This is a genomic window from Kaistella flava (ex Peng et al. 2021) (assembly GCF_015191005.1).
Taxonomy (GTDB): Bacteria; Bacteroidota; Bacteroidia; order Flavobacteriales; family Weeksellaceae; genus Kaistella; species Kaistella flava.
Genome location: NZ_CP040442.1, coordinates 761,704 through 774,772 on the forward strand (window position 1 = coordinate 761,704; position 13,069 = coordinate 774,772).

Consider the following 13,069-nt stretch of genomic DNA (forward strand, 5'->3'; position numbering starts at 1 on the left):
TAGCAAAGGGAAATTTCAATTTTAACTAAATTACTTTTTTAAACACATTAGTCACATTAGTTTTTTTAGTTCAATTACAAGATCACAAAAGTAATGCGAACAATAATTTCCGGACAAAATCGTAATAAATATTAATTTTTTAATGTAAAATTATTAGTTGTAAAATTTTAATGCTGAAATTTCAATGGGGTAATTCGTGAAAACATTAGTGAGATTTGTGGTTAAAATTATTAATTTAAACCACAAAGGCACAAAGTTTTTTAGTTTAATTCAAAGTTCATGAAGTGATGCGCACCACAATTTCCGTGGGAAATCTTAATAATCTTAATCGCTTCACGAAATCTTAATGTTTAAATTTTGATTCTGTAATTTTTAGTATTGAATTTTCAATGGTGGAATCAGTGAAAACATTAGTGGAATTTGTGTTTAATCGTATTAGTTTAAACCACAAAGTCACAAAGTTTTTAGCTGAATTCAGAGTTCATGAAGTGATGCGCACTACAATTTCCCTGGGAAATCTTAATAATCTTAATCACTTCACGAAACCTTAATGGTTAAATTTTAATTGTACAATTATTAACAATTAATCTCAATCGTGAAATTTGTGAATTTATCAGTGCCATTTGTGTTTAACCTTATTAATTTTAATCAAAAAAATTTTCATTTTAAAAATTCGTGCATTCGTGGCAATTGCATTTAAAAATAAAAGCCGTTTCAACAATGCTGAAACGGCTTTTAATATTAATATCAAAAAGATTAGATTTTCATAATCTCAGCTTCTTTCACTTTAAAGTGATCGTCGCACATTTTGATGTACTTATCTGTAACTACTTGAATTTTTGCTTCTTCGTCTTTAATTAAATCTTCAGAAACTCCTTCTAATTTACGAAGTTCTTTCATACCATCCTGACGTGCATTTCTTACAACGATCTTTGTTGCTTCTGCTTCAGATTTCGCTTGTTTTCCTAACTCACGTCTTCTTTCTTCAGTTAATGGTGGAACATTCAAAATGATATTATCACCATTATTCGATGGTGCAAAACCAAGGTTTGAATTAATAATCGCTTTTTCAATTGCTCCAATTGCAGTTCTATCCCAAGGTTGAATTGAAATAGTCATCGCATCTGGAATCATCACGTTGGCAACCTGGCTCAATGGCGTTGGCGCTCCGTAATACTCTACCATAACGTCTTGTACCATTGTTGTAGAAGCACGTCCGGCTCTAATTTTCTGAAAAGCATGTTCCAAATGTTTAATGGCAGCATCCATTTCCTGCTTTACCATTCCTACAATAAGTTCTAATTCTTCCATTATATCTTAAATTTCTGTTTAACTAATTAAATTGAAGCGCTCAAAAATAGTGTTAATTTTTTATAAATTCACTAAAGTTCCGATAGTTTCGCCTTGAACTACTTTTAATAGATTGCCTTCTTTATTCATATCAAAAACAATAATGGGTAAATTGTTTTCTCTACTTAAAGTAAAAGCCGTCATATCCATTACTTTTAAATCTTTTTCAAAAACCTCACTGTAAGTTAAGTTATTGAATTTTACGGCGTCAGAATTTTTCTCCGGGTCAGAATCATAAATCCCATCAACTCTTGTTCCTTTTAAAATCACGTCAGCATTCATTTCAATAGCACGCAAAGTTGCGGCAGTATCGGTTGTGAAATATGGATTTCCAGTACCGGCACCGAAAATTACAACTCTACCTTTTTCTAAATGACGAACTGCTTTTCTTTTGATAAATGGTTCTGCCACTTTATCCATTTCGATCGCACTTTGCAAACGGGTAAAAATTCCTGCATCTTCCAATGCACCCTGCAAAGCCATACCGTTAATAACAGTTGCAAGCATTCCCATATAGTCACCCTGAACTCTATCCATTCCTGTAGCGGCACCGGCAAGACCTCTAAAGATATTTCCGCCACCAATAACGATTGACACTTGGCAACCAATATCAACTACTTTTTTAATTTCTGCAGCATATTCTTTCAATCGGTCATTATCGATTCCGTACTGACGGTTTCCCATTAATGCCTCGCCACTTAATTTTAGAAGAATTCGGTTGTATTTCATTTTTTACTTTTTTATTACTTTTTTACGGTGCAAATATAAGTAAACGCAAATAATTTCGTTAATAGAATTATATTTACACCGAAATTATTTTTGAAAAGTACTTAATTAAATTATTTTTGCATCCTTATATAATACATTGAGAAAAATTACTGTTGTTACTGCATTATTATTTGCGGGCTTATTATCTGCTCAGGAAGGGACAAATGTGTATCCTTTTCTGAATATTCCTGGTTCTGCCAGGCAAGCCGCTTTAGGTGGTGACGCGGTTTCTGTTCGTGATTTCGATGTAAGTTTTGCTGCCATTAATCCAGGTTTAATGAACTTGGATCAGGATCAAATGATTTCAATTAACTACGCTTCTTATCTCGCCGATTCTCAATATGGAACGATTAGTTTTGTAAAAGATTTAGAAGAAGGTCATCTCATCGGCTTTAATGCCCGATATATGGATTACGGCAAAATGCCAAGAACCGATGAAAGTGCAGAGATCAATGGAAATTTTGGGGCGATGGATGCTTCACTTGGACTTGCTTACGCTTACCAGTTTGATGAAGATTTCACCATTGGTGGAGGCGCAAATTTTATCACATCAAAAATCGATAATTATACTTCGATGGCAGTTGTTGGAACGGCCGGAGTTACCTATCACAATGCACAAAGCCGAGAAACATTAGCTTTAGTTTTCCGTAATTTTGGATATCAATTTAAATCATTTAATGGGACTCGCGAGGATGTTGCTTTTAGAGTTGATTTAGGATACACCAAAATTTTAGATGAATTTCCACTTGCATTTACCATTACCGCACACGATTTACAAAAATTAAATATTTCTCAGAATTTCGATAATAACGGTCAAGAAGTGAGTTGGAGCCGAAAAATGGCCGATCACATTTCTTTAGGCGCCGAACTTTTCCCGGAACAGGCTTTTAATATTCGTTTTGGATATAACGTAAGACGCGGAAATGAACTCGCTGTTTTAGATCAAAGAAGTTTTGCCGGTTTATCCGCAGGTTTTGGAATTAAGATTTCAAGTTTCCGATTTGATTACGCTCATGTAAGATATCACAACGCTTCCAATGTCAATATGTTTGGATTGACGCTCGATTTAATTGAAGTTTCCGGAAATAGAAGATAATTTTTCGTTAAAATAAATTTATTAGAACCATTTCAATTTTATTATTCGGTACAAGTTTTATCAGTTTCGGGCTCTTCTTCGGAAATAATTTAAACTAAAATATTGGAGTGATTGTGTTTTGCTTACTGCGAACGATTATTTATTTTTTTAACCCAAAAATTTTCAGGAAATTTGCCTTATGAGAAAACCTGTAATTGCTATCGACGGCTACTCTTCTACTGGCAAAAGTTCGATTTCTAAAATCATCGCTCAAAAACTCGGTTTGGTTCATCTGGATACCGGAGCGTTGTATCGTGGGATCACCTATTTTGCTTTAAATAACTGCATCGGTGCTGATGGTGAAATCAATTTGTCGGAGCTTTTTAACAGGTTTAATGAAATAGAACTTGAGTTTAAACCTGTTGATACAGAATTGGTTATGTTCCTAAATGGAGAGGATATTTCTACAGCTATTCGAACCAATGAAATTTCTCAAAATGTAAGTTTAATTGCCAGCCAAAAAGAAGTCCGTGATTTCTTGCTCGATGCACAACGAGAAATGGCAGAAAAAGGCGGCGTCATTATGGATGGCCGAGATATCGGAACCGTTATTTTACCCAATGCCGATTTCAAATTCTTTCTGACCGCAAGCGTAGACGAAAGAACCAAAAGACGCTTTTTAGAATTAAAAAGTTTAGGCATCGAAACCGACGAAAATACCGTACGAGAAAATTTAATCTCCAGAGATAAGACAGATAGTGAAAGAGAAGTTGCTCCTTTGAAAAAAGCAGAAAACGCAATTCTTATCGACAATTCAGATTTTACTAAACATGAAACCATCGATATCATTTTATCCTACTTAAAGGAGTTTTAACAAAATTTTAAGAGTCCATTTTTTTTATTTGGTATATTAATTGTAACTTTAGATGAGATGGAGAAATCCAGTACGTAAGATTTATTAACTATTAAAAAATTAACTAAGATGTCAAAAAAAGGTAACAATACAGCAAGTGTATTAGCAGGTTTATTAGCTGGAGCAGCAGCAGGTGTTGTTTTGGGAATGCTTTACGCACCAGAAGAAGGAGCAGAAACAAGAAAAAAAATCAAGAGCAAAGCAAATGATTTAAAAGACCAGGCTGTTGATCAATACGGTAAAGTTTCTGAGAAAGCTAAAGAACAATACGAAGATGTATCTGGTAAAGTAAAAGGTCAGTACGACACGCTTTCTTCTCAATTTAAAGAAACTGCTGATAAAGTAGTAAGTTCTGTAAAAGACGGTTATGATAAATACAAAGATCAGGCGGTTGCTAAAACCAAAGAGGTTGTTACAGATGTAGAAAATGAATTAGACGGAATGAAGTCTTAATTTCGACTTCAGTTTATTCCTAAAAATAAAAAGGAACTTTAAATTAAGTTCCTTTTTTTGTAACTTTAAAAAAAATATTATGGTTGACATTGTAAAAGAATTCGCCTCAAAAAAAATAGATCTGCTCAAAATGGAGATGACCGAAAAATCTTCGATCACCGTAGGAACATTAACCTATCTCCTATTTGCTGCAGTTGCGGCGCTATTCTTCATCATCCTATTTAATATTGGTTTGGGTTTATTGATTGGTTCTTGGCTAGGTAATTACGCCTACGGAATTTTGATCATGGCCGGGCTTTATTTATTGATTTTCTTAATCACTTTTGCCGCCCGAAACGCCATTAAAAATAATGTAGCAGATAAAATTATTAAATTTATAAATTCCTAAAGATGAGCACGAAATACAACAGTTTGGAGGAACTTAGAAGAAAGAAAGCATTACTAAAGAAAGAGGTTTCTGAGTTAGAAGATCTTTTAACCTTCGATAATGCCAAAGAAAGTCTGAGTGCTTTGACTAATGGTTTTACAGATAAATACTTGCAACAAGATACCACACAAGACGGCGAAACGAAAATTTCTTTAAAAACCAACGAAATTGTAAAAGAGATTTCTGGTAATATTAAAGATTCGCTTCTTAGTAAAAATACGGTTTACGGTTTTGCCAAAAGTGATGCTGGAATGAGTATTGTAGAAAATGCACTGAAATTGGGCGCGGTAACTTTTGTCGGAAATTATGCCCGAAAAAGTCTTTACAATAAAAGCTGGAAGAAAAAACTAATTGGTTTGGCTCTTATCTATTTGGCGCCAATCGCACTTCGATTCTTTCGTAAGAAATTGGAACAGTATGAGAAAAGTAAAACAACGTCGAGTTTCGAACAGTTGATTTAAAAAAAGCAAAGTCGGATTTTTTTCCGACTTTTTTCATATACTTTAATTGGATTATTAAAAACACAAAAGTCACCAAAGTTATATTTTGAAATACTTAAGTTGATAATTGGAATTAATAAAGTTCAAAAAAGATTTTACGCATTATAACTTCAAGAATTCTTAATTTTCTTCATTTGTCAATGGTTAAAAATCATTTTTAACACATTAGCTACATTAGTTTTTTTAAGTAAAAACATTGTTAGTAAAAGTACATATAAGTTTTGGGCATTATAATTTTCGTGGGAAATCTTAATGAGCTTAATTACTTCAATAAACCTTAATGGTAAAATTGTAATCGTGAAATTTGTGAAATCATTAGTGCTATTTGTGTTTAACCTTACTAGTTTTAAACTTCTTACAAATAGTCTAATCTCTTTTACCGAAAATTTGACCTAAGATAATTCCAGCAGACATCGCTACATTTAAACTTTCTGTAGCTTTTGATTTTCCAAAACGTGGAATGGTGATTTTGTCTGTTAGCAGATTTTCGATTTCTGGACGAATTCCATTTCCTTCATTTCCGAGAACTAAATTAAATTGCGAAGGGAATTGATAATCATAGAAATCAGTTCCATCCATATCTGTTCCGATAATCGGTTGATTATTTTCAGAAATGTAATTTTCTAAATCCTGGTAAACGATATTTACCCGAAGAAAAGATCCCATACTCGCCTGAATTACTTTTGGATTATAAAAATCCGCAGTGTCTTCACTACAAATGATTTGCGAAATGCCAAACCAATCTGCTAACCGAATAATCGTTCCTAAATTCCCAGGATCCTGAATTCCATCGAGAATTAACTGTACACCAGTTTCTTCCTTCAACAATTCTTCTTTAAGTTCACAGACCGCAACCGAATCTTTCGGATGTTGTAAGAAACTTATTTTCTTTAATTCAGCTGGTGAGATTTCTGTTGCAGTAAGATTTCCGATTGATAATTCAGCAGGATTTACCGAAAAGATCTCATTGATTTTATACTTAGAAGTTGGTATTTCTTTAATCGTTTTATTACCTTCAACCAAAAACAAATTGTATTTTTGTCTGAACTTCTTTTTATCAAGAGACTGTAAAATTTTTATTTTATGAGCCGTAAGCATTTTTCAAAATATTTTCAAAAGTATTACTTATTTTTTTCATCTGCAATCACTATTCTTTTTTTGTACGCTTGTAGTACAACAAAAAAAGTTCCTGATGGCGAGTTTCTGTTGACCAAAAATAACTTTAAATATGAAGATGGGAAAATACATGAAGATGAAGTCGAAAGTCATGTAAGTCAGAAACCCAATAAAAAACAACTTTTCATTCTACCATTTGGGTTGTGGATGTATAATGCGACGAATCCTAAATACGATTCGATCATTGCAGAATATATGACTTATCCTAATGAAATGAGGAATCAGAAACTTCGGGATTCTCTCTTTATAAAATTCAAACATCCTGAATATGTGGGAAAACGTCTTTTTACAGAGCGGTTTTTTCAAAATATTGGGCAGCCGCCAGTTATTTTAAATCAAGGTAAAACGGACCAGAGCGCGACTTCCATTCGTAAATTTTTAGTGTATAAAGGATATTGGGACACCGATGTAAAATATACCCAGGATTTAGATTCAGCTGCAAAAAAAGCACAGGTTAATTATTTGATTACACATAAAGATCCTACCTACATCAGTGATTACTATTATAATATTCCCGATCCAGCTATTAAAAACGTGTATGAACAGCATCTTGCTAAAAGTTTAGTTCGTGGAAAGAAAGTTTTGGATCAGGCGGTTTTAGAAAAAGAGGTTAAGAGAATCAATGATTTGATGAAAGACTACGGTTATTATAAGTTCAATAATTCTAACGAAGAGATTTATTTTACCGCAGATACTTTACAAAGCAGAAAGAATGTTCCGTTGACGATGGATATTCGTAAAGATTCTGTAGATTCCCGTTACAAGGTCACTACCATTGGAAAGGTGAAGGTTCATCTTCTTGAAAAGTTATCGGATTCTGTAGATACCGTTAAAGATTCTTTACTAAGAATTAACTTTTACAAACTCGATGACCAATATAAAACATTGTCCTTATGGCGACCAATTATTTTGCGTCCGGGAGAGGTTTATGATCAAAGAAAATTAGATTTAACAAAGAGAAATATTGCAGGGATGAATAATTTCAGCATTATTAAATATGATGAAACGCTTCGCAAATCGAACGACAGTATTTTAGATGTCAGTTATTTTCTGGCACCACTTCCGAAATATGATTTAAAAGTCGCGACCGATCTTAATTATTCTCAAATTTTAAATTTCGGAGTTTCGCCGTCTGTCGATCTTACAAGTCGTAATATTTTTGGTGGGGCCGAAAACTTAACTACAAGTCTATCCGGTATTTTCGGTTCTGTTGTTGGTTCTCAAAACACAAATAAAAGAAGTCTGGCATATGAAATATCGGCACAGGCAGCGTTGAATTTCCCTAGATTATTACTTCCTTTTCAAACCTGGAAAATCATCCCCAAAAGATATTCCCCTACTTCATCGATTAGTGCAGGAACTTCAATCCAAAACAATATAGGATTGGGCCGAATCGGTTTTAATGCAGGACTAAATTACTACGCCAATGCCAACGATATTGTTTCTCACCGACTTACGGTTTTTAACAGCCAGTTAAGTTTGACCAGAAATAAGGATCGCTACTATGATTTCTTTCCACAAGATGCAGAAGTTAGAGATCAAATGTTTGCGATTTATTCTCCCGCTTTATACCAGGATTTTCTTGCCGGAAGTATCACTTCAGATGCATTATCAACCATGATTGTTGATGATAAGGGCTTTCAGACATCGTTAACTGGTGATAACTTATCTGCCTTAAATAACTTTCTGCAGTCCTTGGTTAATAAAGACAGACAAACTCAGGATATTCTTATTTCATCGATGATTTATAATTTTATTTATAATGAAATCGGAAAGAAAGACCGACCAAATCCTTTCTATTTTAATGGTAAAATCGAAACAGCAGGAAATGTATTTAGTCTCTTTAATAGTCGCAGAAAAGAGGATGGAATTGTCTCTGGTCCCTCAAGAACCATTTTCAATATTCCTTATTCTCAGTTTGTGAAATTTGATTTTGATGTCAGAAAATATTTCACTTTTAATAATGAAAAGCAAACACTGGCTTTAAGACAGTTTATAGGAATCGGGATTCCTTATGGTAATTCATCCACCATGCCGTTTGTACGATCTTACTTTAATGGTGGTTCCAATGATATTCGTGCGTGGCGAGTATTCGGAGGTCTTGGTCCGGCAGATTCTCAAATCGATGAAAGGGTTCGTTCTTACGTGATGGATAATGTGAAATTAACCACCAATATTGAATACAGAATGCCGTTTACCGATATGTTTGAAGGAGCAGCTTTCGTAGATGCCGGAAATATCTGGAGTTTAAAAGACAGTGGTTTTGGTGATCAGTTTAAATTTAATAAATTCATTTCTCAAATGGGAGTTGGGACTGGTCTTGGTTTAAGAATCAATGTCGCTTATATTACGTTGCGATTAGATGCTGCTTATAAAGTGTATGATCCTAATCAACCGAATGGTGACAGATGGGTCATCAGCAAATGGCAACCATTGAAACCAGTACTTAATTTCGCATTTGGATATCCATTCTAATTCATTTTATATATTCTTTATTATTTTAACGTTATTAATAATAAAACAGCAATACATTACGTTAAATAAGAAAAATATACTATGAAAAAAATCAATTCCGTTACTATTGGTAGGTTTATCGCTTCTGATTATTTCCTGTCGCTCAAGTGATGATTCTAATATTGAAGTTCCTGAGCCGGAAAGTTTTTTCAATCTGAATGTTGACAACCAATGGGTTTACAAAACCTATGATAATCCTGATTTTACTAATCCACAAAGCGTTTCAACTTTTTCTGGAAGAATTGATTCTGTTAGTATTGTTGGTAAAGTAGAGGTTCAAGGATTAACATTTGCAAAAGAAAGAACTAAAATAAATTGGCCAAATTCTAACCTAAACAACCAGGAAAATTTTCGGTATTTGAGAGTAAATAATAAAGGACATTTGGTCTATTTAAGAACGCTTGATAATGTTACGGAAACAAGCGGATCTGTGGTTCATCCGGGGCAAGAAAATGCGTTCACTTTCAGTTATGATTTTATTGAGATGAATCAAGTCGTGGGAAATCTTTTTTATAAGTTAGACAAAGAAAAAAATGTTGAAGTCAATGGAGTTCAATATGTAGTACTTCCCTATTTAGGTGATTTTACTCCTGCTCCCAATCAATCGAATTTGTTAAAAAAGACTCAGGAAATTTCATACAAAAAAGGTCTAGGTCTGGTTAAAGAAATATGTCATTCAGTTTACAGTAAAAGCTATTTAGAAAGTCGATTAATAAGTTATAAAATCAAAAAATAATTTTCTCTAAAATGATTTATTTCTTAAAATTTAATCGCAGATTATTCTGCGATTTTTTTTGTTACATTTGTTAAGTCACTAAAAACAAATGCAATATGAATTGGTCTCAATCTATTTTAAAAGTAACATTTTTAAGTGTTTCCGCACTTCTATTTTCACAAGAACATCACCTTCGAAATATTCAGAAACTCACTTTCGGTGGCGATAATGCAGAAGCCTATTTTTCACCTGATGGAAAAAAGCTGACGATACAGGTCACCAATCCTTTGATTGGAGCGCATTGTGATCAGATTTATCTTTTAGATTTAACCAAAAAAAACATCGGAACCAAAGATTTGAAAATGGTTTCTAATGGCGAAGGCAGAACAACCTGTTCCTTTTTTATGCCTGATGGAAAGCATATTCTCTACGCCTCTACTTTTGAAGCCAATAAAGAATGTCCGGCAAAACCAGCACCGCGAGCAGATGGAAAATACCTATGGCCCGTTTATGCAGAATTTGATATTTACGTTGCCGACCTTAATGGAAAAATTGTTAAGAAACTCACCGATTCTCCAGGTTATGATGCGGAAGCCGTAGTTTCTCCAGATGGAAAATACATTGTTTTTACTTCTGACAGAACTGGTGATTTAGAACTTTGGAGAATGGATATTGATGGTAAAAACTTGAAACAATTAACTTCTGGTTTAGGTTATGATGGCGGTGCTTTCTTTTCTCACGATTCCAAAAAATTGGTGTTCCGTTCTTCGCGACCTACGACTCCGGAAGCGATTAAAGACTATAAAGATTTGTTGGCTCAGCATCTTGTCGCTCCCACAGAAATGGAAATCTACACCATGAATATTGATGGAAGTGATTTAAAACAAATTACTCATTTAGGAAAAGCGAACTGGTCGCCTTACTTTCATCCGTCTGATAAAAAGATTTTATTCTCGAATCATCATTCAACCCGAGGTTATGATTTCCAGATTTATTCAGTGGATCTCGATGGAAATAATTTAACGCAGGTCACTTATGAAAGTATGTTCAATGCGTTCCCAATGTTTTCGCCAGATGGAAAGAAACTCGTTTTCTCCAGCAATCGAAATGGGGAGAAACCAAATGAAACCAACGTTTTTATCGCAGACTGGGTTGATACCGATGCAGCAGAAAATGTTTCAGAACAAAATTTAAAAAACCATATTACTTACCTCGCTTCCGATGATTTGCAAGGAAGATTAGCAGGAAGTCTTGGTGAAAAGAAAGCCTCAGAATATATCGCAAAGGAATTTACAAATCTGAAGTTGAAACCATTTATTGGTAAAGATTATATCCAGCCTTTTGAATATTCGGTAAAACTAAATCCGCATGAAGATGGTTCTTCAGTAGAAGTAAATGCCAGAAACGTGATCGGCTATTTAGATAATAAAGCCAGCAAAACAATCTTGATCGGAGCGCATTACGACCACCTTGGTTTAAATGAGCACCACAACTCTACTTTGATGAATTCGGAAGGGCAAATTCATAATGGTGCCGATGACAACGCATCTGGAGTTTCGGCAGTTTTAGAATTAGCCAGAATGTTTTCTCAAAATAAAACTACAGAAAAAGCAAATTATATTTTCGCTCTTTTTTCTGGGGAAGAAGATGGTTTGATGGGTTCAAAATACATGGCAGATCATTTGCCAAAAGGAACAAAAATCGATTTGATGATTAATTTAGATATGGTGGGTCGTCTCAATAAAGACAAAGATTTATCAGTTGGTGGCGTAGGAACTTCTCCTCTATTTCCAGATTATATTCATCGGTATAAACCAGCTGGAATTAACCTGGCAATCGACAGTTCAGGTGTTGGACCTTCTGATCATACCAGTTTTTATTTAAAAAATATTCCGGTTTTATTTATGTTCACCGGCACGCACAGCGATTATCATAAACCGAGTGATGATACCGATAAAATTAATTTTAATGGAGTCAGAATGGTCACCAATTACGTCTTCGCATTATCAAACGCTTTGTCTGAAACTGAAAGAATCCCTTTCACCAAAACAAAAATGTCGGAGAGTAAATCGGTTCCGAAATACAAAGTAACGCTGGGAATCATGCCGAGTTACGCCGATACCAAAGACGGACTTCATATAGACGGTGTTACCGATAATCGACCAGGGTCAAATGCTGGAATGGTCGCGGGTGATGTTTTAACCAAGATTGGTAAATGTGAAATTAAAGAAGTCTATTCTTATATGGAATGTCTGGCTAAAGTCAATTCAGGCGACGAACTTCCTGTTACGGTTTTGCGTGATGGCAAGGAAGTTATTTTGAGAGTGAAGTTTTAGGGTTTCCTATTTACTGAAATCATTTATGAAAAACCGTCTCGTCATTAGTTGACGAGACGGTTTGTTTTATACACACAAATAAGGTTTTATGCGGAAGTGGATCATCTTTTTAGTGTTCCTTACTTTTTGTCATAGAATATTTTAGCGGTAGTGATTATTCATTTTCTTTCCTTGCAAACTCTAAGAATTCTTCTACATAATATTCACCTTTACTTAGTTTTTCAATAATAGCAGGATCATTATTATTGAAATTGGCAACATCTTTTGAAGTCAGTAACATCACCAAAGCGTTTTCTTTATGAACTGGACTCATATTTGGAGATTCAGCATTAAAAACAAGTATTTTATAACTATTTCCGTCCTTATCTTTCCATTCAGTATTGTTAGGTTTATATAACGCAGAGGCAACAATTCCGCCACCATATGGATTTCCATTACGGCCAATTGCTTTTTTATCTTTTTTTGTATCAAGAATGATTACATTGAATTTCTTTCCTGTAACACTAAATTTTCCAAAAGCGTGATCTTTCGCTATTTCATAATTTGTTAACAGTAAATTATGAAACAACTGTCCCTTATATTTTATTCCCCAGATAGTATACCCTTTTTTTATTTTTTTATTTGTTGACTCTGAAAGAATTTCTTTATAAATAATCGAATTAGGATTTTCTTCTTTAATTGTTATATAAGCCTTTTCAGGAATATTTGGTATGTTGTTGACATAATCGTTGTAGGTGAAATAATAGTCGATAGGTTCCTTTTTTAATTCAGTTTGTCCAAATGCCAATACTGAATTAATTAAGAAGAATAAAAATAAAATCTGTTTTTTCATATTTTTGAAG

General features: G+C 33.9%; 12 protein-coding genes. 8 read left to right on the forward strand and 4 right to left on the reverse strand.

Features of this window, described 5'->3' with window-relative positions; all coding sequences use genetic code 11:
- Positions 1–756: 756 nt before the first annotated feature.
- Together frr and pyrH are read right to left on the reverse strand one after the other, a co-directional pair.
- Positions 757–1,311, reverse strand: a complete 555-nt coding sequence (frr, locus tag Q73A0000_RS03440) for a ribosome recycling factor (RefSeq protein ID WP_193812695.1) — start codon at positions 1,309–1,311, stop codon at positions 757–759.
- A 60-nt stretch (positions 1,312–1,371) separates the two neighbouring features.
- Positions 1,372–2,079 carry a UMP kinase gene (gene pyrH, locus Q73A0000_RS03445; protein ID WP_193812696.1) on the reverse strand — a complete coding sequence of 236 codons (708 nt, stop codon included), beginning with the start codon at positions 2,077–2,079 and terminating at the stop codon, positions 1,372–1,374.
- A gap of 136 nt (positions 2,080–2,215) precedes the next feature.
- Here pyrH and porQ point away from each other — a divergent pair, with 136 nt between their 5' ends.
- The 5 genes from porQ (at position 2,216) to Q73A0000_RS03470 (ending at position 5,447) form a co-directional block, all read left to right on the forward strand.
- Complete coding sequence (gene porQ / locus Q73A0000_RS03450) at positions 2,216–3,214, forward strand: type IX secretion system protein PorQ (RefSeq protein WP_193812697.1); 999 nt, start codon at positions 2,216–2,218, stop codon at positions 3,212–3,214.
- Between the two features lie 178 nt (positions 3,215–3,392).
- Entirely contained in the window at positions 3,393–4,067 is a 675-nt protein-coding gene (gene cmk, locus Q73A0000_RS03455) for a (d)CMP kinase (protein ID WP_193812698.1), read from the forward strand.
- 108 nt (positions 4,068–4,175) lie between these two features.
- Positions 4,176–4,559: a YtxH domain-containing protein gene (locus Q73A0000_RS03460; RefSeq protein WP_193812699.1), complete on the forward strand. Its 384-nt coding sequence runs from the start codon at positions 4,176–4,178 to the stop codon at positions 4,557–4,559.
- 79 nt (positions 4,560–4,638) lie between these two features.
- Positions 4,639–4,947, forward strand: a complete 309-nt coding sequence (locus Q73A0000_RS03465) for a phage holin family protein (RefSeq protein ID WP_193812700.1) — start codon at positions 4,639–4,641, stop codon at positions 4,945–4,947.
- Between the two features lie 2 nt (positions 4,948–4,949).
- Positions 4,950–5,447 carry a phosphoribosyl-ATP pyrophosphatase gene (locus tag Q73A0000_RS03470; RefSeq protein WP_193812701.1) on the forward strand — a complete coding sequence of 166 codons (498 nt, stop codon included), beginning with the start codon at positions 4,950–4,952 and terminating at the stop codon, positions 5,445–5,447.
- 405 nt (positions 5,448–5,852) lie between these two features.
- Here the strand turns inward: Q73A0000_RS03470 and Q73A0000_RS03475 are convergent, their stop codons facing one another.
- On the reverse strand, positions 5,853–6,584 hold the full coding sequence (locus Q73A0000_RS03475; protein ID WP_193812702.1) for an RNA methyltransferase: 732 nt from the start codon (positions 6,582–6,584) through the stop codon (positions 5,853–5,855).
- Between Q73A0000_RS03475 and Q73A0000_RS03480 the strand changes: the two genes are divergently transcribed.
- The 3 genes from Q73A0000_RS03480 to Q73A0000_RS03490 all read left to right on the forward strand — a co-directional run bounded on the left by Q73A0000_RS03480 (position 6,570) and on the right by Q73A0000_RS03490 (position 12,227).
- Positions 6,570–9,137 (forward strand): BamA/TamA family outer membrane protein, encoded by a 2,568-nt coding sequence (locus Q73A0000_RS03480; RefSeq protein WP_193812703.1) that lies wholly within the window; start codon positions 6,570–6,572, stop codon positions 9,135–9,137. The genes Q73A0000_RS03475 and Q73A0000_RS03480 overlap by 15 nt on opposite strands.
- A gap of 106 nt (positions 9,138–9,243) precedes the next feature.
- Entirely contained in the window at positions 9,244–9,912 is a 669-nt protein-coding gene (locus Q73A0000_RS03485; RefSeq protein ID WP_193812704.1) for a hypothetical protein, read from the forward strand.
- A gap of 95 nt (positions 9,913–10,007) precedes the next feature.
- Positions 10,008–12,227: a M20/M25/M40 family metallo-hydrolase gene (locus Q73A0000_RS03490; RefSeq protein ID WP_193812705.1), complete on the forward strand. Its 2,220-nt coding sequence runs from the start codon at positions 10,008–10,010 to the stop codon at positions 12,225–12,227.
- 154 nt (positions 12,228–12,381) lie between these two features.
- Here Q73A0000_RS03490 and Q73A0000_RS03495 read toward each other — a convergent pair whose 3' ends face one another.
- Entirely contained in the window at positions 12,382–13,059 is a 678-nt protein-coding gene (locus Q73A0000_RS03495; RefSeq protein ID WP_193812706.1) for a hypothetical protein, read from the reverse strand.
- Positions 13,060–13,069: the final 10 nt, after the last annotated feature.

Coding starts and splice junctions, on each gene's coding strand:
- cmk (WP_193812698.1), top strand. CDS start 3,393: ATGAGAAAACCTGTAATTGCTATCGACGGCTACTCTTCTACTGGCAAA.
- Q73A0000_RS03475 (WP_193812702.1), bottom strand. CDS start 6,584: ATGCTTACGGCTCATAAAATAAAAATTTTACAGTCTCTTGATAAAAAG.
- Q73A0000_RS03490 (WP_193812705.1), top strand. CDS start 10,008: ATGAATTGGTCTCAATCTATTTTAAAAGTAACATTTTTAAGTGTTTCC.
- Q73A0000_RS03465 (WP_193812700.1), top strand. CDS start 4,639: ATGGTTGACATTGTAAAAGAATTCGCCTCAAAAAAAATAGATCTGCTC.
- Q73A0000_RS03470 (WP_193812701.1), top strand. CDS start 4,950: ATGAGCACGAAATACAACAGTTTGGAGGAACTTAGAAGAAAGAAAGCA.
- pyrH (WP_193812696.1), bottom strand. CDS start 2,079: ATGAAATACAACCGAATTCTTCTAAAATTAAGTGGCGAGGCATTAATG.
- Q73A0000_RS03480 (WP_193812703.1), top strand. CDS start 6,570: ATGAGCCGTAAGCATTTTTCAAAATATTTTCAAAAGTATTACTTATTT.
- Q73A0000_RS03460 (WP_193812699.1), top strand. CDS start 4,176: ATGTCAAAAAAAGGTAACAATACAGCAAGTGTATTAGCAGGTTTATTA.
- Q73A0000_RS03495 (WP_193812706.1), bottom strand. CDS start 13,059: ATGAAAAAACAGATTTTATTTTTATTCTTCTTAATTAATTCAGTATTG.
- frr (WP_193812695.1), bottom strand. CDS start 1,311: ATGGAAGAATTAGAACTTATTGTAGGAATGGTAAAGCAGGAAATGGAT.